The sequence below is a fragment of the Azonexus sp. R2A61 genome, from assembly GCF_021401135.1.
In the GTDB taxonomy this organism is placed as follows: domain Bacteria; phylum Pseudomonadota; class Gammaproteobacteria; order Burkholderiales; family Rhodocyclaceae; genus Azonexus.
In genome coordinates this window covers 214,292-234,617 of record NZ_JACBFO010000001.1, presented here as the reverse complement: position 1 = coordinate 234,617, position 20,326 = coordinate 214,292, and the positions used below count along the sequence as shown (strand labels likewise).

Annotated in this window: 20 protein-coding genes and 2 riboswitches; of the genes, 9 read left to right on the top strand and 11 right to left on the bottom strand. The window is 66.0% G+C overall.

Features of this window, described 5'->3' with window-relative positions; translation table 11 throughout:
* The first annotated feature begins 1 nt into the window (after position 1).
* Positions 2–310, top strand: a complete 309-nt coding sequence (locus L0962_RS01150) for a hypothetical protein (protein WP_234082601.1) — start codon at positions 2–4, stop codon at positions 308–310.
* Here L0962_RS01150 and L0962_RS01145 read toward each other — a convergent pair.
* The 3 genes from L0962_RS01145 to L0962_RS01135 are packed head-to-tail and all read right to left on the bottom strand — an operon-like array spanning position 294 to position 3,303.
* Positions 294–1,565 (bottom strand): AmpG family muropeptide MFS transporter, encoded by a 1,272-nt coding sequence (locus tag L0962_RS01145; protein WP_234082598.1) that lies wholly within the window; start codon positions 1,563–1,565, stop codon positions 294–296. The two genes, L0962_RS01150 and L0962_RS01145, sit on opposite strands and share 17 nt — an antisense overlap.
* A complete protein-coding gene (metW, locus tag L0962_RS01140; protein ID WP_234082594.1) occupies positions 1,565–2,176 on the bottom strand; it encodes a methionine biosynthesis protein MetW in 612 nt (203 codons plus the stop codon). Before metW ends, L0962_RS01145 begins: the two co-directional genes overlap by 1 nt.
* Positions 2,173–3,303 (bottom strand): homoserine O-acetyltransferase, encoded by a 1,131-nt coding sequence (locus L0962_RS01135; RefSeq protein ID WP_234082591.1) that lies wholly within the window; start codon positions 3,301–3,303, stop codon positions 2,173–2,175. The genes metW and L0962_RS01135 overlap by 4 nt, the downstream gene beginning before the upstream one ends.
* Before the next feature lie 232 nt (positions 3,304–3,535).
* Between L0962_RS01135 and L0962_RS01130 the strand changes: the two genes are divergently transcribed.
* A complete protein-coding gene (locus L0962_RS01130) occupies positions 3,536–4,132 on the top strand; it encodes a PilZ domain-containing protein (protein ID WP_234082587.1) in 597 nt (198 codons plus the stop codon).
* Positions 4,133–4,149: 17 nt separating this feature from the next.
* Positions 4,150–6,189 carry a TonB-dependent siderophore receptor gene (locus tag L0962_RS01125; RefSeq protein WP_234082584.1) on the top strand — a complete coding sequence of 680 codons (2,040 nt, stop codon included), beginning with the start codon at positions 4,150–4,152 and terminating at the stop codon, positions 6,187–6,189.
* Positions 6,190–6,201: 12 nt separating this feature from the next.
* Here L0962_RS01125 and L0962_RS01120 read toward each other — a convergent pair whose 3' ends face one another.
* From L0962_RS01120 to bluB, 7 genes are all read right to left on the bottom strand, one after another.
* Complete coding sequence (locus tag L0962_RS01120) at positions 6,202–8,289, bottom strand: diguanylate cyclase (RefSeq protein ID WP_234082580.1); 2,088 nt, start codon at positions 8,287–8,289, stop codon at positions 6,202–6,204.
* Positions 8,286–9,191, bottom strand: coding sequence for an ABC transporter substrate-binding protein (locus tag L0962_RS01115; RefSeq protein ID WP_234082577.1), 906 nt, complete (start codon positions 9,189–9,191; stop codon positions 8,286–8,288). The genes L0962_RS01120 and L0962_RS01115 overlap by 4 nt, the downstream gene beginning before the upstream one ends.
* A gap of 109 nt (positions 9,192–9,300) precedes the next feature.
* Positions 9,301–10,203 (bottom strand): cobalamin-binding protein, encoded by a 903-nt coding sequence (locus tag L0962_RS01110; RefSeq protein WP_234082574.1) that lies wholly within the window; start codon positions 10,201–10,203, stop codon positions 9,301–9,303.
* The gene (cobD, locus tag L0962_RS01105; protein ID WP_234082571.1) at positions 10,200–11,192 is read right to left on the bottom strand and encodes a threonine-phosphate decarboxylase CobD; all 993 of its coding nucleotides are present in this window, start codon (positions 11,190–11,192) and stop codon (positions 10,200–10,202) included. The genes L0962_RS01110 and cobD overlap by 4 nt, the downstream gene beginning before the upstream one ends.
* Positions 11,185–12,072 carry an adenosylcobinamide-phosphate synthase CbiB gene (cbiB, locus tag L0962_RS01100; protein ID WP_234085015.1) on the bottom strand — a complete coding sequence of 296 codons (888 nt, stop codon included), beginning with the start codon at positions 12,070–12,072 and terminating at the stop codon, positions 11,185–11,187. The genes cobD and cbiB overlap by 8 nt, the downstream gene beginning before the upstream one ends.
* A 35-nt stretch (positions 12,073–12,107) precedes the next feature.
* Complete coding sequence (locus L0962_RS01095) at positions 12,108–12,353, bottom strand: hypothetical protein (protein ID WP_234082566.1); 246 nt, start codon at positions 12,351–12,353, stop codon at positions 12,108–12,110.
* Complete coding sequence (gene bluB / locus L0962_RS01090; RefSeq protein WP_234082562.1) at positions 12,350–13,075, bottom strand: 5,6-dimethylbenzimidazole synthase; 726 nt, start codon at positions 13,073–13,075, stop codon at positions 12,350–12,352. The genes L0962_RS01095 and bluB overlap by 4 nt, the downstream gene beginning before the upstream one ends.
* Positions 13,076–13,113: 38 nt before the next feature.
* Positions 13,114–13,300, bottom strand: a riboswitch (cobalamin riboswitch).
* A gap of 58 nt (positions 13,301–13,358) precedes the next feature.
* Between bluB and L0962_RS01085 the strand changes: the two genes are divergently transcribed.
* Complete coding sequence (locus tag L0962_RS01085) at positions 13,359–14,861, top strand: cobyric acid synthase (protein ID WP_234082557.1); 1,503 nt, start codon at positions 13,359–13,361, stop codon at positions 14,859–14,861.
* A gap of 37 nt (positions 14,862–14,898) precedes the next feature.
* Here L0962_RS01085 and cobU read toward each other — a convergent pair whose 3' ends face one another.
* Positions 14,899–15,459: a bifunctional adenosylcobinamide kinase/adenosylcobinamide-phosphate guanylyltransferase gene (gene cobU, locus L0962_RS01080; protein WP_234082554.1), complete on the bottom strand. Its 561-nt coding sequence runs from the start codon at positions 15,457–15,459 to the stop codon at positions 14,899–14,901.
* A riboswitch (cobalamin riboswitch) is annotated at positions 15,455–15,656 on the top strand. (Overlaps the previous gene by 5 nt.)
* A gap of 73 nt (positions 15,657–15,729) precedes the next feature.
* On the opposite strand from cobU, the gene cobT reads away from it, so the two are divergent.
* From cobT to L0962_RS01055, 5 genes are read left to right on the top strand one after another with little or no spacing between them, the layout of a single operon-like run.
* Positions 15,730–16,779 (top strand): nicotinate-nucleotide--dimethylbenzimidazole phosphoribosyltransferase, encoded by a 1,050-nt coding sequence (gene cobT, locus L0962_RS01075; RefSeq protein ID WP_234082550.1) that lies wholly within the window; start codon positions 15,730–15,732, stop codon positions 16,777–16,779.
* On the top strand, positions 16,779–17,552 hold the full coding sequence (locus L0962_RS01070) for an adenosylcobinamide-GDP ribazoletransferase (RefSeq protein ID WP_234082546.1): 774 nt from the start codon (positions 16,779–16,781) through the stop codon (positions 17,550–17,552). The genes cobT and L0962_RS01070 overlap by 1 nt, the downstream gene beginning before the upstream one ends.
* The gene (cobC, locus tag L0962_RS01065) at positions 17,549–18,061 is read left to right on the top strand and encodes an alpha-ribazole phosphatase family protein (protein WP_234082542.1); all 513 of its coding nucleotides are present in this window, start codon (positions 17,549–17,551) and stop codon (positions 18,059–18,061) included. Before L0962_RS01070 ends, cobC begins: the two co-directional genes overlap by 4 nt.
* Positions 18,062–18,071: 10 nt before the next feature.
* Entirely contained in the window at positions 18,072–19,172 is a 1,101-nt protein-coding gene (gene rfaQ / locus L0962_RS01060) for a putative lipopolysaccharide heptosyltransferase III (protein ID WP_234082539.1), read from the top strand.
* Positions 19,169–20,308, top strand: coding sequence for a glycosyltransferase family 4 protein (locus tag L0962_RS01055; protein WP_234082536.1), 1,140 nt, complete (start codon positions 19,169–19,171; stop codon positions 20,306–20,308). The genes rfaQ and L0962_RS01055 overlap by 4 nt, the downstream gene beginning before the upstream one ends.
* Positions 20,309–20,326 lie beyond the last annotated feature (18 nt).

Sequence of the window (20,326 nt, the reverse complement as noted above, 5' to 3'; positions counted from 1 at the left end):
CATGGACCGGGGAGACGAGCTTGGTGCGGCCCTGCCGGTCTGGTGGCGGCAGATGCTGATGTCGCAGCGTCGCGAAACGCAGCGCGTGCTGGCCGAACTGATGGCCATGCGCGGGGCGATGCCATTGCTGATGAAAGTGCGCAACGGCGGGCAATGGACGGCGGCCGAACGGACCGAACTGCTGCTGCACATGCGGCGCATGGCGAATCTGTCGCCTTACCTGATTGCCTTGATGTTGCCCGGTTCGGTTTTCCTGCTGCCGGCCTACGCCTGGTGGCTTGACCGCCGCCGTCTCAGTCGCCGCGACTGATCGCCGGCGGTTCTTCATGCCAGGGCGCGACCTTGAGCAGAAGCACCATGCCTGGCAAGGCTAGGCCAAAACATAGCCAGAAGAAGTCAAGCCAGCCCAGTGTCTCGACCAGCCAGCCGGCCGAAGCGTTGATCACCGTGCGCGGTACCGCCATCAAGCTGGTAAACAGCGCCATCTGCGTTGCCGTGTAGGCGGGATGCGTGCTCCGTGCCATGAAGGCGACGAAAGCGGTGGTTCCCAGGCCGACACCGATGGCTTCGCCGCCGATCACGATGGCCAGTGTGGCGAGCCGTGCCGGGCTCGATTCGGCCGGTCCGATCCAGGCCATCCAGACGAAGCCGAGGATACTGATCACCTGAACCACACCGAACAGCCAGAGCGCCCGGTTGATGCCCAGCCGGAGCATCCAGATACCGCCGAGAATGCCCCCGATCACCGCCGGCCAGAGGCCGGCATTCTTGGCGATGATGCCGATCTCCGTCTTGCTGTACCCCATGTCCAGATAGAACGGTGTGGCCAGCGCGGTGCACAGCGAATCGCCCAGCTTGTAAAGGAACAGGAAGGCCAGTACCAGCAGCGCAGACTGCACGCCGTGCCGGCCGAAGAATTCACGGAAGGGTTCGACCACAGCGTCGCGCAGGGTGCGCGGCGAACCGGCGGCGACTGCCGGTTCGCGGACCGACAGCGTCATCAGCAGGCCGGGCAGCATGAAGGCCGCGGTGATCAGGAAGACCTGATCCCAGGGCAGATGATCGGCAAGGATCAGCGACAACGAACCGGGGACCAGGCCGGCGATGCGGTAGGCATTCACGTGGATCGCGTTGCCCAGGCCGAGTTCCTCGTCGGGCAGCACCTCGCGCCGGAAGGCGTCGAGCGCGATGTCCTGGGTTGCCGAAAGGAAGGCCAGCAGTGCGGTCAACCCGACGATCAGCGACAAATCCTCGGCCGGCGAGAGCCGGCCGAGCCAGGCGATGCTCGCCAGCAGGCCGATCTGCGAGACGAGCATCCAGCTGCGTCGACGGCCCAGCCAGGGCAGGATGCCGTAGCGGTCGAGCAGCGGCGCCCAGAGGAATTTCCAGGTGTAGGGAAACTGGATCAGCGCAAAGGCGCCGATTGCGCGCAGCGACAGGCCTTCGGTCTTCAACCAGGCGGGAACCAGGTTGAGCAGCAGGTACAGCGGCAGTCCGGATGCGAAGCCGGTGAAGATGCAGATCAGCATCCGCCGGTTCCACAGAGCAGCGAGCCAGGCGGGCATCAGCGGGCGCGGGTCAGACGGTAGACGGCGAGGCTGCCGAGGAAATTCAGGTCGTGGGCAGCGTCGACCGCAATGCTCTCGCCGGCTTCGTCGAGCACTCGTCGTTCGACCACGGTCAGACCCATCTGCGCGCACAGCGCCTCGAAATCAAGCAGCGTGAAGAAGCGAACGTTCGGCGAGTCGTACCACTGGTAAGGCAGGTCTTCGGAGACCGGCATGCGACCGTCGAGCACCGAACGCAGGTTTTTCCAGTAAGCGAAATTCGGGAAGGAAACGACGGCTTCGCGCCCGACCCGCAGCATTTCGTTGAGGATACCTTCGGTATGGCGCACGGTTTGCAGCGTGCGCGACAGCACGACGTGGTCGAAGGCGTCGTCGGCAAAATCGCGCAGGCCGTCTTCGAGGTTGCTCTGGATCACGTTGATGCCGTTGCGCATCGCGGCCAGCACGTTGGCCGGTTCAATTTCGACCCCCCAACCCTGCACGTTGCGTGCGTCGATCAGTTGGCGCAGCAGGCTGCCGTCACCGCAGCCCAGATCGAGCACGCGATGGCCGGGCGCCACCCAGCCGGCGATGACGGCGAAATCGGGACGTCCCTGAGCATTGGTCATAGGCGGATGTTCCCCAGAAATGCGTCGACCAGGCCGTGGTAATGCGGGTCGGCCATCAGGAAGGAATCGTGGCCGAAATTCAGGTCGATTTCGGCGTACGAGACCCGGCGGCCGTTGGCCAGCAAGGCGGCGACGATTTCCCGCGAACGGGCGGGCGAGAAGCGCCAGTCGGTGGTGAACGAAGCAACGAAGAAGTTTGTTTGCGGGCTGCTGCGTGCCATCGTTCGCACCAGATCACCGTCGTCCAGGCGTGCCGGGTCGAAGTAATCCAGCGCCTTGGTCATCAGCAGGTAGGTGTTGGCATCGAAATGGCCGGCAAACTTGTCGCCTTGGTAGCGCAGGTAGGACTCGACCTCGAACTCGACGTCGTAATCGAAGGCGAAGGAGCCGTGGCGCAGTTCGCGGCCGAATTTCTCGCCCATCTGGTCGTCCGACAGATAGGTGATGTGGCCGAGCATGCGGGCCAGCCTCAGACCGCGCACTGGCCGCGTGCCGTGTTCGTAGTAATGGCCACCATGAAAATCCGGATCGGTCAGGATGGCCTGGCGGGCAACATCGTTGAAGGCGATGTTCTGCGCGGTCAGCTTGGGGGCCGAGGCGATGATCAGGGCGTTACGGATGCGTTGCGGATGGGAAATCGCCCAGCGCAGCGCCTGCATGCCGCCCAGGCTGCCGCCGACGACCGCCGCCCAGGCATCGATGCCGAAATGATCGGCCAGCCTGGCCTGGGCTTCCACCCAGTCGCTGACCGCAACGATCGGGAAATCGGCGCCCCAGGGTTTGCCGGTTGCCGGGTTGATCGACGACGGGCCGGTGGAACCGTGGCAGCCGCCGGGATTGTTCAAGCCGACAATGAAGAATCGATCGGTATCGAGCGGTCGACCGGGACCAATGATGTTGTCCCACCAGCCCAGGTTTTCCGGCTGGTCGGCGTAATGGCCGGCGACATGGTGATGGCCGGACAGTGCGTGGCAGACCAGGATCGCGTTGGATTTGGCAGCATTCAGCGTGCCGTAGGTTTCGACGGCCAGATCATAGGCCGGCAACACGCCGCCGCTGCGCAGATGCAGCGGTTCGCTGAAGTGTATGCGTTGTGCTTCGACGACGCCGACGGACGAGCCGGACATGGTGCTCCCAGAAACAAAAAACCCAGTTGGCCGAAACGCGAACTGGGTGGTCCCCGTTTTAGCTGTATTTGGTAGGCGCCCGCAATCTGAGTTCAAATCGGCGCCGCCGCTTCGTGCGACAGGCTGACGACGATACCCGGCGGCATGTCGAAAGTCAATTGCGCAGCGACGGGGGACTCGCCGCTTTGGTACTATCCCGGAACACCGTAAAACAAAGCTCTGGGTACAGTCCATGCAGGAACAGCGAAAGCATCAGCGGATCCGGTTCGGCACGCCGCCGGAAGCCAAGATCGGTTATTCGGGGGCGGGCGGCAAGGCCTGGATCGAGAATCTGTCGATGTCCGGCATGATGCTGCGTACGGAATTGAAACTCGAGATCGGCCGCAGTGTCGGTTGCGAGTTTTCGCTGTTCGGCGCGCCCCTGATCGACATGCCGGTCACCGTGGTTAGCCGGGTCGGCGACCTTTACGGAACGCGCTTTCAAGCTGGCCTGATCAATCAGGTGCTGATCGAGGACGCGATTGCCGATGCGCTGGCCGCTGGGCGGGCATCCGTGCTGTCGGTGCACGAACTGGCCGGGCGCAAGGTCATGCGTATTGCCGGCGGGCTGAACGGGGCGCTGTGCAACGACTTCATGTATGCGTTGACCCGGGTCGGCGTCGACGAAATCGACCTGGGCGGCGTGACTGCGGTGGAGCAGGCCGGACTGGCACTTTGCCTAGTTGCAACCGAACGTCATGATGCGATAATCGGCCAGCAGTCCGAATGCTTTGCCGGCGCCTGGAAACTGGCCCTGGCAATGCCCGGCAAACTGCTCGAGACCGGTTGATCACCGACAAGGAAAGCATGCAGCGCCGTCTCCCCATCTTCCCCAGCCTGTTGGGTGCTGTCGTACTGAGCCAGGGGGCGCAGGCGGCGGACGAGGACATCTTCTTCAACGAATTGCCGGTGGTGGCGACGGTCAGCCGTCTCCCGCAGCGTCTGGCCGATGCGCCGACGTCGGTAACCGTGATTGATCGCGAAACGCTGCGTGCGATGCCGATTCGCGATCTCAACGACATCCTGCGTCTGGTGCCCGGCTTCCAGACCTATCCGAACACCACGGAAACCGGGCGGGTGGTCTACCACGGCCTGACCGACGAAGAATTCTCGCCGCGCCTGCAGGTGCTGGTTGACGGGCGCTCGATGTATTCGCCGGCATTTCGCGGCGGCGTCAATTGGGCGCTGATACCGGTTGCGCTGGAAGACATCGAACGGATCGAGGTGGTGCGCGGCACGAATGCCGTTTCCTATGGTTCCAATGCCTTCCTGGGGGTGGTCAACATCGTGACCACGGACCCGTCGCTGACCCGCGGGGTTTCGGTCGGCGTTCGTCACGGCAATCAGAATGTCCGCGACCACAGCCTGCGGGTCGGCGGTCGACTCGGCGAGGCCGGCGATTTCAGGCTGACTTACCAGCACCAGAATGACGATGGTCTCAGCAATCACTGGGACTGGGTGGATTCCTACGGCAAACAGCTGGTTGATTTCCGGGGCGATCTGGCGCTGAGCAATATCGACTCGCTGCAGATCAGTCTAGGCCGGGTCGATGCAAGCAACCAGCGTGGGCGGTTGAGCTTCACTGCTGGCCAGTGGATATCGAACCCGAACAATCCCGTACGGGCCTTCGAGCAGACTTCCATGTATGCCCAGTTTCGCTGGCTACGTTCCTTGAGTGGCGGCGGAGAATTCAGCCTGCGTTATGCCTACACGCAGGACGAAGGTGACGAAGGCTTCGACAAGACCAAGGATGGCATGACCTATCGCTACAACCCTTGGGGAACGACAGGTCAGCGTCATGAGGTCGAGTTCCAGCACGTTTTTTCCCTGACGCAGTTCAGTCGTCTTGCCTGGGGGGGAAGCTGGCGCCGGGACCAGGCCAAAGGGGAGACTATTCTGGCCGGACAGGGGTGGGTGGGGCGGAACATCAGTCGCAGCTTCGTCAATCTCGAATGGAAACCCCTGGCTTATACGACCTTCAATTTCGGTCTGGCGGGCGAGTACGACTCCCTGGCTGGCAGCAACCTGTCTCCCAGACTCAGTGCTGCCTACCATCTGAACGAACGCAATACCGTGCGCTTCGGCGCGTCGCGTGCCTACCGGACCGGCAGCATCATCGATTATCGCGGTGAGTGGTGGGATGGGGCGAAGTACCAGTTCGCCGGCAATCCGAACATGCCGTCAGAGCGCATGGACACGCTTGAGCTCGGTTATCTTGGCGACTGGCGGGATTTGCGCATGAGCCTTGATGTTCGGGTGTTTCACGAAAAGATCAGTGGCCGACTGCTGGAAATTGATCGGGACGATCAAAGCAACCTGGTCCCGAACGGCATGTATCCGGTTCAGAACATTGAAATGAAAGGACTGGAGTATCAGTTCAAATGGCAGCCCTGGCAGGCGACGCGACTGATCTTCAATCAGACCTTCATCAACACGCAGGCGCAATATACCGAGGAAGCGCTGGCCAACAGGGTGAGTTCGCTGTGGAACGATCGTCAGGATCTCTATCCTGTTTACCAGGGGGTGCATGATCTGGCGATGCAGGCTGCGCCCAAGCGCTCGACGTCGCTGTTCCTGATGCAGAAACTGCCATTCAACCTGGAGTTCTCGCTTGCCGGTTACTGGCAGACTGCGTCGAAATGGTCAATCAATACCGCCAGCCGCGCTTATCACCGTTACGACGTGCGTCTTGCTTACCCTTTCAGATTGCCGGGCGGACAGCGGGGAGAATTGTCCTGCGTATCGCAATCGATCAACGGGGATCACGCCGAGTACAAGGCTTACGGTCAGCCGCATGACCGCGTGGTCGAGCGCCGTACCTGGCTGGCCCTGCGCTTCGATATCTGAGATCGCCGAGTTTCAGGCCTTGCCGCGCATCACGGCGCCTTCCAGCCAGGCGTCGAAGGGTTCGCGCGGGGCGACGGCCTGGCCCAGTGCATAACCGATGCCGATCTGTTGCAGGGCCAGCAGTTGCGCAGGCTCGTCCACATCTTCGGCAATCGAGCAGATATCCTGCTCGGCGGTGATTTCCAGGATGGCGCGCAGTAGTGCGGTCGACGTCCTGCTGTCGGCAAGATCGCGGGTCAGGCTCTGGCTCAGTTTGACGAAATGCGGTTCGATGTTGCGCAACTGGTTGAAGGACGAAAGTCCGCCGCCGAAGTCGCTCAGGCCGATCTGGCAACCCAGCTGTCTGACCTTGCGCGAGAACTCGATCAACTGACTGGCCTGGTGGGTGCCCAGTTCTTCCGGGAACATCAGCCACAGCCCGTCGCCAGGCAGCGTTTCCTGGGCGAGGCGGCTGGCGATGAAGTCGGCGGTCCTGCCATGCACTGCATTGCGGGACAAGGGAATCAGGCAGGTCATTTGGCGCTGCTGTTGGGTGGCCCGACGTAGCGCCGCAAAAGCGGTTTCCAGGAAATGCCGGTCGAAAGCCTCGGCCATGTCGTAGCGCTCGGCGGCGTCGATCAGGGCACTGAGGGCGATCGGCGGCTGGCCCGGTTCGTTGAGCCGGGCACTCAGTTCGGCAAAATGGCGTTCCGGCTGCTTGGCCTGGAGGGCGCGCAGCGGCAAGGCTTCGACCAGCAATCGCCCGTCGTTCAGCGCACTGGCCAGGCGGCCCGTCCAACTGCCGCGCTCGCGTCGACGTTCTGCCGGCACTTCCGGGCGCAGTTCGCAGACCTGGTTGCGGCCGCCTTCCTTGGCTTGTTGGCAGGCGCTGTCGCTGACCCCGAGGATGCTCTGGATGTCGCGTACGTAGCGGGAAACCGGGGTCAGCCCGATGCTGGCGCCGATCGCAAAAATCTTGTCCTGCCAGACGAAACGGTATTCGGCCGCCAGCGCACACAAATCGCTGGCAACTTGTTGGGCACGTTCGACGGCGCAGTTCTGCAGGATGACGCCGAATTCGTCGCCGCCGAGGCGTCCCAGCGTGTCTTCGGTGCGCAGACGTCCCTGGAACAGCAGGGCGATCTGGCGCAGCAGTTCGTCGCCGGCGAGGTGGCCGCAAGCGTCGTTCACCGGTTTGAAACGGTCGAGATCGATGAACAGCACGCAGAATTCCTCGCCGCCTGCATGCAGGTTTTCCAGGGCACGCTCCAGGCGGAATTCGAATTCGCGGCGGTTGATCAGGCCGGTCAGCGCATCGTGCCGGGCCTGGAAGACCAGTTGGGCGGTCGCTTCCTCGATCCGTGACTGCATCGACCGATGCACCTCCTCGATGTGTTCCGCCATTTCATTGAAACCGTCTTCGAGTACGCGCAGTTCGCCGCTCGATCCGGCGTGGACCCGCGTGTCGAAATGACCGGCCGACATCTGGCGCACTGCCGTCGCCAGGCGTTGCAGCGGGAGCGCCAGGCTGTCGGCCAGCGCGACGGCGAGCAGCGCCATCAGGGCCAGACCGACCAGTACCACGATGCCGCCGCGGACCAGCAACTGCTTCTGGCGCTGTAGCAGTTCCTCCTTGTCGAATTCGACGAAAACCCGTCCGACCGATTCCTGTTCCTCGGTGCGCTGGATGCCGATATCGAACAAGGGATCGATTTCGTTCTGGGAGCGCATGACGGGGGCGCCGTAGGCCATCCAGCCGTCGGTTTCGACGACCAGTGCCGGGCTGGCCAGATTCTCGCGCATGTGTTCGGCGGACAGCGACACGCGGCCGGAAACGGCCAGCGTTCGGCCGCGCGTGTTGACGATCATCGCGGCCTTGACGCCGGGTTCCTGCACGGTGGCCTGTACCAGACCATGCAGCGTATCGGTCTGGCCGGCGATGATGCCGTATTCGCTGATCGGCGCCAGGGCGCGTACCGTTGCCAGGGCCTTGGCCCGCAACTCGGTTTCCAGGGTGCCGATGCCGCTCATCGTGAAATAGATGACCAGCATCAGCGCGATCAGGGCGCTGGGCAGCAGCGTGAGCAGCAACAGGCGCTGGCGCAGTGTCAGGCGATTCATTTTCCTTCTCCATCGTCAGCCAGGGCGCGATACAGGGCGGTTTCGTCCTGGATGCGCAGCCCGAGCGCATCGGCGACGCTGTAGTTGATGCTGATCGTGAATTCTTCCGGCCCGCTGGGGGACGCCAGACGGGTCCCGTTGAGCAGGATCTGGGCCGCCGTTTGACGGCCGATCTGCTCCGGGGTTGCATAGAGTGCAGCCAGGGCACCCGATTTGACGAAAGCGGCCGAAAAGGCAACCAGCGGTTTCTGGTGACGATAGGCAGTGATCAGCAGGGGTTTGATGTTCTCGCGCCGAAACAGCTGGCTGTCGGGCAGGGCGAGCAGCGCGTCAACCCGCGGCAGCAGGGCTTCGAGCGCCGGCAGCAGCATTTCGTTCTGCTCCACGTTCTCGTAGTCCAGGCGCAGGTTGCGCTGGCTCAATGCCTGCCGCAAGTTGCCCGTCTGGCTGCGTGTCTGCTGGGTGACCAGCAGGCCGATGTTGTTGCGTCCGGGTAGCAGCAGGCGCAGGAAGGCAGCTTGCCGCGGGAAGGGCTGGTCGAGATGAATGGCCGATACCGTGCGCGGGCGGTGGGCGGCCCGTTGCAGGGCTTCCTCGTAAGCGGCCCGGGGCAGCAGGGTCGCCAGCAGGGCTTGGGCGGGACGGTACTGCAGGGTTTCGCGCAAGGCTTCGCTGCCGGCGGTGACGATCAGGTCGGCGCTGGGGTCGGGCCGTTGCTCGCCGGCATTGACGATCTGGATGACGCGCCAGTTGGTGCCGCGCAAGGCTTTGCCGAGCGTCAGCGAGAATTCGCGGTAGGCCGGGTTGTCCTCGCTTTGCACGAGCGCAATGGTGCCGGCCCGGAGCGTCGGGGGCAGGCAGCAGAGCGCGATCAGCAGAAAGCGGAGGAAAAACCGGGCCATTCGGCAACTATAGGGCCAGGGCTTATGCCATGGCAATGCGTAGTTGCCGCAACCGGGAAAAACCTAGGTATCCGGGCGGTTTGCCGAAAATCCCCGGTGTTTCTGGGGTTTATGGTCTGGCGCGTCGGCCGCGAACGGTTTCGAGGTAGCCGCAGAGTTGTTCTGTCCCCTCCAGGATGCGCGGCGTGTGCCGTTGCATGATGTCGGGGTTGATGTGGAACAGGTTGTGCCGTTTGACGGCCTGCAACTGCGGCCAGCGCAGCCAGTCGTCCAGCCATTCCGGCTTGGCGTCGCCCATGCCGGTGGCGATGATGGCCTCCGGGTCGGCGGCGACCACTGCTTCGATGCTGACCCGCGGCGCCATCTGGGTGAGGTGGCCGAAGACGTTGTCGCCGCCGCACAGGCGGATCGCGTCGCTGATGATCTGCGGGCCGCCAACGGTGACCAGTGGGGCTTTCCAGACCTGGTAGAAGGTGCGTACCGGCGATTTGCCGGCATTGTCGCGGCGGATTTTTTCCAGACGTTCGCGGAATCGGCCGGCGGCGGCATCGGCGATTTTTTCGCTGCCGGCCAGTCGACCGTAACGTTCGAGTTGCGTGGCGATGTCGCCGATGGTGTTCGGCTGGCTGATGTAGACATTGAGTCCGAGCGCCCGCAGCTTGTCGGCCTGGGCCATGTTGTTGCCGCTTTCCCAGGCGATCACCAGGTCGGGCTTGAGGGCGACGACGGCCTCCAGGTCGATGCGCGAATAACCGCCGACGCGGGGAACTTTCTTCGCCGCCGCCGGGTAGTCGCTGTATTCGACCGCACCGACCAGTCGGTCGCCGGCACCGGCCGCGAACAGCGTTTCGGCGATGTGCGGGGCGAGGGCGACGATGCGTTCGGCCGGTTTTTTCAGGCGGATCTCGCGGCCGGTATCGTCCTTGATCAGCAGTTCGGCGTGCGCGCTGGCGATCGCGATGGCTGCGGTCAACGCGGTGAACAGGGGAATTTTCAGGCGGGGAATGCTCATTCGGGTCTCCAGGTGGCAAGTGCGCCGTCCAGGCGCTGCCAGCCGGCAGCGTCGCCGGGCAGGCCGAAACGCAGCAACGGTTGCTGGTCGAAGCGGCGGGTCAGGATGCCCTGTCTGGCCAGATGTTCGTGCAGCCCGCTCGCATGCGGCGAATTCAGCGTGGCGAACAGCGGCGTCGCCTTGACCTCGCCGAGCCGGGCGAGCGTCGTGCGCAGGCGCTCGCTGTCGGCGCTCAGCCGCTGGCGGGCGGCGGCCTGCCAGGTCCGGTCGGCCAGCGCCAGCCGGGCGGCGGCGCGCGCCGGACCGGAGACGCTCCAGGGGCCGAGCGCTTCGGCTAGCCGCTGGCGCAGGTCGGCAGCGCCGAACAGGAAGCCGACGCGGGCGCCGGCCAGACCGAAGAATTTGCCGAGCGAGCGCAGCACGATCAGGTTCGGCGCATCGGCCGTGCCGGCCAGCGGCGTCAGGCTGTCTTCCGGTGTCGGGTCGATGAAGGCCTCGTCGACGATCAGCCAGCCGCCGCGCTTTTTCAGCTGGGCGGCGGCGTCGACCGCAAGTTCGCGCGGATGGCGGTCGGCGGTCGGGTTGTTCGGATTGCACAGCAGCACGTAGGGCGTGGTTGCGGTCAGCGCGCGGGGCAGCGTCGCGTTCTGCAGGAAACGCACCTTGTGGCCGGCCTGCTGCCAGGCCTGCGGATGTTCGGCGTAGAGCGGCGCGATGCAGGCGACGGCGGCACGCGGCAGCAGGCTCGGCAGGCAATGCAGCGCGGCCTGCGAGCCGGCGGTCGGCAGGCCATCCGGATTGCCATAGTAGTCCGCTGCCGCTGCCTCCAGACCATCGTCGTTTTCCGGCAGACGTTGCCAGGCTTCCGGCGGCAGGGGCGGTACCGGCCAGCCTTGCGGGTTGATGCCGGTGGACAGATCGAGCCAGTCGGCGACCGGAATGCTGTAATGTGCCGCGGCCGCGCGCAGTTTTCCGCCGTGTTCAAGCATGCAGGATTCCCGGAATGAAGAGACAGGCCAGCCACAGCCACAGGCTGTGCCGGATCAGCGCGATCGCCCGCGCCAGGTCGGCGGCCACCGGGGCCGGGCCGCAGCCCAGCGCCGGCCGGATTTCCTCCTGGCCGTGATAGATCGCCGCACCGCCGAGCTGCACGCCCAGGCTGCCGGCGCCGGCAGCCATCACCGGTCCGGCATTCGGGCTTTCCCAGCCCGGCGCCTGGCGGCGCCAGCAGGCCAGCGCATCGCGGGTGCGGCCGAGCAGCGCGTAGGACAGCGCAGTGAGCCGGGCCGGCGCCCAGTTGAGCGCATCGTCGATGCGCGCGGCGCAGCGGCCGTAAAGGTTGTAGCGTTCGGTACGGTAACCCCACATCGCGTCCAGCGTGTTGGCCAGCCGGAACAGCAGCGCGCCGGGACCGCCGAGCAGCGCGAACCAGAACAGCGCGCCGAAGATCGCGTCGTTGCCGTTTTCCAGCACCGATTCCATGCCTGCCCGGGCGACGCCGGATTCGTCGAGCGCCGTCGTGTCGCGCGACACCAGCCAGCCGACCTTCTCGCGCGCTTCCGCCAGCCGGCCGGCGCTCAGCGGCCGGGCGACCGCCTCGGCGTGTTCGGCCAGGCTGCGCGCGCCGAGCGAAAAATAGAGCAGCAGCACGTCGACCGCAAAAGGCGCCAGCGGACGCAGCAGCGCGGCGAGCGCCACCCAGGGCAGCACTGCCAGCGCCCAGCCGAGCAGGCCGGCGGCAATGCGGCGCCGGTTCAGTCGCTTTTCCAGCCCGCCGGCCAGTCGACCGAAGCCGACCAGCGGATGCCAGCGGCGCAGCTCGCCGCACAGCCGGTCGAGCCCGACCGCGGCCAGCGCGGCGAACGGCATTGCCAATGGACCGGCGAGCAGGCCGGAAAGCAGGTTCAGTTCGGCCATCGTCTGGCCAGTGCGATGGCGGCATCGACCGCGGCGCGCGCTTGCGGACTGTTGTGCCAGCAGGTCGAACCGATCAGCCGGGCGATGCGCAGCGTGAGCACCGCCGTTTCCTCGCCGGCCAGCCGCGACAGCGGCGCGCAACCGATTTCCTCGAGCCGGCGGATCACCGTCGGCCCGACGCCGGGCAGCGCCAGCAGCGCGGCGCGCTGATCGTCGGGGAAGACAGCGTTCATGGACGGCGCGCCGCCTGGCCGAGGGCCGACAAGGCTGCGGTCAACCCGGCGTTTTCCGGCAAATCCCGCGTTTCCCACTGCTCGTGGAAGACCAGGTCCTCGACCGCCAGGCGCGGCAGCCAGCCGGCTGTTTCGAGTTCCGGCCGGTCCTTGAACTGGCTGACCCAGCCCAGGCACAGGTAGGCGATCGGCACGATGTGCGGCGGAATGCCGAGCGCGTCCTGCAGCGCCTTCTCGTGGAAGATGCTGACCCAGCCGACGCCCAGCCCTTCGGCGCGGGCCGCCAGCCAGAGGTTCTGCACGGCGCACACGCTGCTGTACAAATCCATGGTCGGCATGTGGGTGCGACCGAGTACCACCGGGCCGCTGCGCGAACGGTCGCAGGTGATGCACAGGTTGACCGGCGCCTCGAGGATGCCCTGCAGTTTCAACTGGCTGTAGATTTCCCGTTTTTCGTCCGGGAACATCGCCGCTGCCTCGCTATTGGCGGCCTGGAATACGTCGTGGATGCGCTGCTTGACGGTCGTCGAGCGGACGACGAGAAAATTCCACGGTTGCATGAAACCGACTGACGGCGCGTGGTGCGCGGCGAGCAGCAGGCGGGCGAGCAGGTCGTCGGGCACCGGGTCGGACAGGAACTGGCCGCGCACGTCGCGCCGGCTGAAGATCGCCTTGTACACCGCGGCGCGCTCGGCGTTGGCAAAGGCATGCGGATTTTCCATGGATTCCCCTTCTGGAAAACGAAGCGCCCGTCCACGGCGCCCGATGATGATCTCCCGGCCGGTCTTCTGACTCGGATTCATCCGCTGCCGCGCCTTCCCGGTCGAAACCAGTGGCCTGATGCGGCGAACGTCCTCCTCACAGCGTTGGGCACGTGGCGGAATTGCACCGCCTTCCCGATTCTCCCGCCGGCGAAGCCGGCAGGCACCCGGAGACACGATCCCGACTTCCGTCGGGAGGCAGCGATGGTGCCATAATTACGGCCTTTTTTCACGGGCCGGGACGATGATACGCAACGCGCTGATGGTGCAAGGCACCACTTCCGACGCCGGCAAATCGACGCTGGTCGCCGCGCTGTGCCGGATTCTCTGGCGTCGCGGCGTACGCGTGGCGCCGTTCAAGCCGCAGAACATGGCGCTCAATTCGGCGGTCACCGTCGACGGCGGCGAGATCGGTCGGGCGCAGGCGCTGCAGGCGCTGGCCTGCGGTCTCGAAGCGCATACCGACTTCAACCCGGTGCTGTTGAAGCCGACCACCGACCGCAAGGCGCAGGTCATCATCCACGGCCAGGTTGCCACCGACCTCGACGCCAAGGCCTACCACGACTACAAGCCGCGGGCGATGGATGCGGTTTTGGCCTCCTGGGGGCGGTTGACCGCAGGATTCGACTGCGTGCTGGTCGAGGGGGCCGGTTCGCCGGCCGAGATCAACCTGCGCGCCCGCGATATCGCCAACATGGGTTTTGCCGAGGCGGTCGATTGCCCGGTGATCCTCGTCGCCGACATCGACCGCGGCGGCGTTTTTGCACATCTGGTCGGCACGCTGGAACTGCTTTCGCCCTCTGAGCAGGCGCGCGTCGTCGGTTTCGTCATCAACCGTTTCCGCGGCGACATCGCCCTGCTCGAACCGGGCCTCGACTGGCTGGAAGAGCGCACCGGCAAGCCGGTGCTGGCCGTGCTGCCCTATCTGCACGGCCTGATGCTCGATGCCGAGGACGCCATCGCGACGGCTGCGGTCGACGGGAAAAAAGCCGCCAAATTGAAAGTCGTCGCGCCGGCCTATCCGCGCACCTCGAACCACAACGACCTTGATCCGTTGCGCCTGCATCCGCAGGTCGATTTCCGCTGGATCGGTCCCGGCGAGCCGCTGCCGCCGGCCGACCTGATCGTCCTGCCCGGCTCGAAAGCGGTACGTGCCGACCTCGACTGGCTGCGTGCCCAGGGCCACGACCGGGCGATTGCCCGTCACCTGCGCTACGGCGGCAAGGTGATCGGCCTGTGCGGCGGCTACCAGATGCTCGGCCGCAGCATTGCCGACCCGCTCGGGCTGGAAGGCCTGCCGGGCACGACGCCGGGCCTCGGCTTTCTGGCGGTCGACACGATGCTGGAGACCGAAAAGCAGTTGCGCAATGTGAGCGGTCACTTGTCCTTCGATGGCGCGCCGGCGATGCACGGCTATGAAATCCACCTCGGCGTGACGGACGGCGACGGCTTGTCCCGCCCGGCGGTGCGTCTGGCCGACGGCCGGCCGGATGGCGCCATTTCGGCCGACGACCAGGTGCTCGGTACCTACTGTCACGGCGTTTTCGATCATCCCGAGGCGTTGACCGCGCTATTGCGCTGGGCCGGCGCCGGCGCGGTGGATACGGTCGATTTCGCGGCGCGGCGCGAGGCCGATCTGGACCGGCTGGCGGCTGCGGTCGACGCGGCTTTCGACTGGAAAAAGCTGGCGGCCGCCTGCCCCGGTCTGCCGGGCGTCGGCGGCGAATCAATCGTCGGCCGGGGTTGAAGTCACCGGCGCCGACTGTAGCGCGCGGCGACCAGCCTCAGCCTTTCAGCGTCAGCGGCAGACCGGCCGCAACCAGCGTCACCCGCTCGCAGACCGCCGCCACACGCTGGTTCAGCCGGCCCTGCTCGTCGGCGAACAGCCGCGACACCGGGTGCATCGGCACGATGCCCCAGCCGACTTCGTTGGACACCAGAATTATCTGCCCCGGCAGCGTCGGCAGCGTGTCGATCAGTGCGGCGGTTTCCGCGGCGAACAACGGGCAGTCGACCGCCTCGCCGGTTTCCGTCTGCGCCGCGGCGCGGCCGGCGAACAGCAGGTTGGACAGCCACAGGGTCAGGCAATCGACCAGCAGGCAGGTGTCCGGCGTCGCCAGTTCGCGCAGTGTCGCCGCCAGATGCAGCGTTTCTTCGGCACAGCCCCAGTCCGCCGGCCGGCGGGCGCGGTGGTGGGCGATGCGGCGCGCCATCTCGCCGTCGCCGGCCTGCGCGGTGGCGACGTAGACGACCTTGCGGCCGGCGGCCGCGGCGAATTCGCCGGCCAGGCTTTCGGCGTGGGCGCTCTTGCCGGAACGGGCGCCGCCGAGGATCAGATGTCTCATGGGCGCATTGTATAATCGGTGCCGTTCGACAAAACGGAACCCGGTGCGAGACAACTCAATTCCGGGGCGGGCCCGCCGCTGTAACCGGGGACGGCCGCTGCACGATGCCACTACGCGGGGAGACAAACCCGCCGGGAAGGCGCAGCGGACCGGACGATCCGGAAGCCAGAAGACCTGTCGCAACGGAAAAAGCTTGAAGCCTGTGGACAGGGCTTCGCGGCTGCGCCCGGCAGGTGCCGCCGCGAGGCCCTTTTGCTTTTGGAGAGTCGGATGCATTCCTTCGCAATTTCGCCCGTTGACCGGGCGCTGGAAAAATCGCTGCAGAACAAGGTCGACCGCAAGACCAAGCCGCTCGGCGCACTCGGCCAGCTGGAGACGCTCGCCGTGCAGATCGGCCTGATCCAGCAGACGCCAACGCCGGCGCTGCAGCAGCCGCAGATGCTGGTGTTCGCCGGCGACCACGGCGCCGCCAAGGCCGGCGTGTCGGCCTATCCGCAGGATGTGACCTGGCAGATGGTCGAGAACTTCCTCGCCGGCGGCGCGGCGATCAACATCTTCGCCCGCCGCAACGGTCTCGGGCTGTCGGTGCTCGATTGCGGCGTGGCGCACGATTTCGGCGGCCCGCGCGACGGGCTGATCGACCTCAAGGTGGCACCCGGCACGGCGAACTACCTGGAAGCCCCGGCGATGACGACGGCGCAGTGTGCGCAGGCCATCGAACAGGGCGCCGGCGTCGTCCTCGGGCTGGCAGCGGCCGGTTGCAATGTCGTGGGATTCGGCGAGATGGGCATCGGCAACACCGCTGCGGCCTCGCTGATAACCCATTGCCTGACCGGCACGCCGCTGGCCGGTTGCGTCGGTCGCGGCACCGGCCTCGACGATGCCGGCCTGGCGCGCAAGCAGGCGTTGCTGGAGACGGCGCTGACCCGCTACCGGGCGGCCGGCGGCGCCGACGAGGCCTTTGCCGTGCTCGCCGAGTTCGGCGGCTTCGAGATCGCCACCATGGTCGGCGCCATGCTGGCGGCGGCGGAGGCGAAGATGGTGTTGCTGATCGACGGTTTCATCGTCGGCGCGGCGGCACTGGTGGCGGCGCGCCTGGAACCGGCCTTGCGCGACTACTGCGTCTTCTGCCACCGTTCGGCCGAGCCGGGCCACGCGGCGCAACTGGCGACGCTCGGCGCCGAGCCGCTGCTCGACCTCGGCCTGCGTCTCGGCGAAGGCACCGGCGCGGCGCTGGCTTATCCGCTGTTGCAGGCCGCCGTCGCCTTCCTCAACGAAATGGCCAGCTTCGAGTCGGCCGGCGTCGCCGACAAGTCCTGATGCTACGTCGCGAATTCCGCGCCTGCCTCGCCGCCATCGGCTTCTTCACGCGCCTGCCGGTGCCTGCCGCGGTCGGTTATTCCGCCGACTTGCTGCAACACGCGACGCGCTGGCTGCCGGCTGTCGGCCTGCTGGTCGGCGGCATTGCCGCGCTGGTCTGCCTGGCCGCGCTGCAGCTTTGGCAGCAACCGGTCGCCGTGCTGCTGGCGATGGTGGCGACGCTGCTCGCCACCGGCGCCTTTCACGAGGACGGCCTGGCGGATACCGCCGACGGCCTCGGCGGCGGCTGGGACAAGGCGAAAATCCTGGCGATCATGAAGGATTCGCGGGTCGGCAGTTACGGCGTCGTCGCGCTGTGGCTGGCCTTGAGCGGCAAATTCGTGCTGCTTTGTGCGGTCGACCGCAGCCTGCTGCCGTGGGCTTTGCTGGCCGGTCATGTGCTGTCGCGTTTCGCGCCGCTCGTGCTGCTGGCGACGATGGATTACGCGCGCACCGACGATCAGGCCGGGCAAACGTCGAAGAGCCGGCCGCTGACGGCCCGCTTGTCGTTCGGCGCGCTGGCTTTCGCCGCGCTGTTTCCGCTGCTCGCCGCTTGGCCGCTGCCCTGGCCGCAGGCGCTGGCGGGCGCCGGGCTGGCGGCGCTGGCGACGCTCTGGCTGATGGCGAAATGCCGCCGTTGGCTGGGCGGCTATACCGGCGATTGCCTGGGCGCCGTGCAGCAGGTCGCCGAAATCGCCTTCTACCTGGGGCTGCTCGCCCATTGGCCGGCATGATCCTGCATCTGATCCGTCATTCCGAACCCGAGGTCGCGCCGGGGCTTTGCTACGGTCGACTCGACCTGCCGGCGAAAAATGTCGCGGCGGCCGCCGAACGCCTGCGCGCCGAACTGCCGCCGGGCCTGCCGGTGTGGAGCAGCCCGCTGCGCCGCTGCCGCGAACTGGCCGGGTTGCTGCATGCGGCGCCGACGGTCGACGACCGGCTGGCCGAGATGGATTTCGGCGCCTGGGAAGGTCGACCGTGGGACGCCATCCCGCGCGTCGAACTCGATGCCTGGGCCGCCGATGTCGCCGGCTATGCGCCGCCCGGCGGCGAATCGGCGCAGGCCGTGCAGCAGCGGATTTTGTCCTTCGTCGCGGCGTTGACCGCAGACGAGGCGGTCATCGTCACCCATGCCGGCGTGATCCGCACGCTGCTCGCCGCGCAGCGCGGCCTGCCGGCGGCACGCTGGTGCGAACTGCAGTTTCCCTACGCCTCGCGCACGGTGCTTGAAATCCGCCGGTAAAATGCCGGCCATGGAAAATTTCAATCCGCTGAACGATGCGATTCCGACCGGGGAAATCCGGCGCGTACTGGTCATCAAACTGCGTCACCACGGCGACGTACTGCTCAGTTCGCCGGTATTTTCGGTGCTCAAGGCAAAGGCGCCGCAGGCCGAGATCGATGCGCTGGTTTATGCCGATACGGCAGACATGCTGACTTTTCATCCGGCAATCGCCCAGGTGCACGGAATCGATCGAAAGTGGCGGCAACTGGGGCCGGTCGGTTTGTTCCGTGAGGAATTCGCGCTGCTCCGCCGCTTGCGCGAGCGGCGCTACGATCTGGTGATTCATCTGACCGAGCATTGGCGTGGGGCATGGTTGTGCCGCCTGCTCGGGCCCCGCTGGTCGCTCGGTCCGGCGATGGGGGGCCGCAACCGTTTCTGGAAGCACAGCTTCACGCACCGGCAGGCCTACACCAAAGGTCTGCCCTTGCGGCACATGGCGGAAACCAATCTGGATGCCTTGCGTCGTCTGGGGATTCAGCCTGCGCCGGATGAACGCGCCCTGATGCTGGAACCGGGCGATGCCGCGCGGGCCAGGGTGGCCGGCCTGCTGGCCGATTTCGGGCTGGCCGGTGGCGATTTCATTCATGTTCATCCGGCCTCTCGCTGGTTTTTCAAATGCTGGCCGGTCGACCGCATGGCCGGCCTGATCGCCCGTCTGCAGGCGGCAGGCCACGCCGTGGTGCTGAGTGCAGCCCCGAGTGCCGATGAAAAAGCCATGCTGCAGGCCATCGAGGCCCGTTTGCCGGCGCCGGTGTTCAGTCTTTCGGGGCAGCTGTCCCTGAAGGAGTTGGCGGCGTTGACTGCGTCCGCCCGCGTGTTTGTCGGCGTCGATTCGGCCCCGATGCACATCGCCGCCGCCGTCGGGACGCCGGTGGTTGCCTTGTTCGGCCCGTCCGGCGATCGTCAGTGGGGCCCCTGGGGGGTACCCAGCCGGGTCGTGGTCAGCGGCCGGCATCCCTGTCGCCCCTGCGGGACTGACGGGTGCGGGGGGGGCAAGGTCAGCGATTGCCTCAGTGTCATCGAGGTTGAAGAAGTCTTTGCGGCGGTCAACGAATTGCTCGACCGATGAAAATTGCCATCGTCCGCCAGCGCTACAACCCCTACGGCGGTGCTGAACGTTTTGTCGAACGGGCGCTTGGCGCGCTGGTCGAGGAGGGCGCCGAAGTCAGTCTGATCACCCGCAGTTGGGCAGGGGCGTCGTCCGGCGGATTCCGGCTGGTCGAATGCGATCCTCCTTATTCCCGCTGGCTGGGCGGGCGTGCCGCGCGCGATCGCAGTTTTGCGATGGCGGCACAACAGGCAATGCGCGATGGGGCTTACGACATCACCCAGGCGCATGAACGGATTCCCGGGTGTACGCTGTTCCGGGCCGGCGATGGCGTGCATGCCGCCTGGCTGCAGCATCGGGCGCGGGCCTTGGGTGCGCTGGGGCGCCTCGGGCAGTCGTTGTCCGGTTTTCATCGCTACGTCCTGGGCGCCGAGCGCGATTTGTTCGCGCATCCGGCCTTGCGTGGCGTGATCTGCAATTCCCGGATGGTTGCCGATGAAATTTCCGATTTTTATGCGGTCGACCGCGACCGTCTTGCGGTGATTTACAACGGCGTCGATACCGCCGTCTTTCATCCCGATCTGGCGGACCGGTACCGCCTTTCGACGCGTGCGGCAGCCGGCATTCCGCCAGAGGTGCCGGTCCTCCTTTATGTCGGCAGCGGCTTCGAACGCAAGGGCGTGCCGGGCTTGCTGGCGGCATTTGCGACCTTGCCCGATTCGGCGACGCGGCTGGTCGTGGTTGGCGCCGACCGCAAGCTCAAGGCAGCCAGAGCCCAGGCTGCTGGGCTCGGTCTGGCCGACCGTGTGCTGTTTACCGGGCCCTTGCAGGACGTTCGGCCCTGGTATGGCGCTGCCGATGCCTTCGTGCTGCCAACCTTGTACGACCCTTGCCCGAATGCCGTGCTGGAAGCCTTGGCCAGCGGTTTGCCGGTGCTGACATCGACGACCTGCGGTGCCAAGGAATGGATCGTCGAGGGGCGCAATGGCTGTGTCGTCGATGCGCTGGATGGCGAGGCGCTGGCCGACGGGCTGCTTCGCTTGCTGCAGCTCGCTGCGCAACCGGCGGCGCGGGCGGCCGCGCGAGGGGTTGCCGAACCGCTGACGCTCGATGCGATGGCGCAGCGTTTGCTCGCACTCTACCGGCGCTGTCGATAAGGTCTGGGCGCCGCCTGG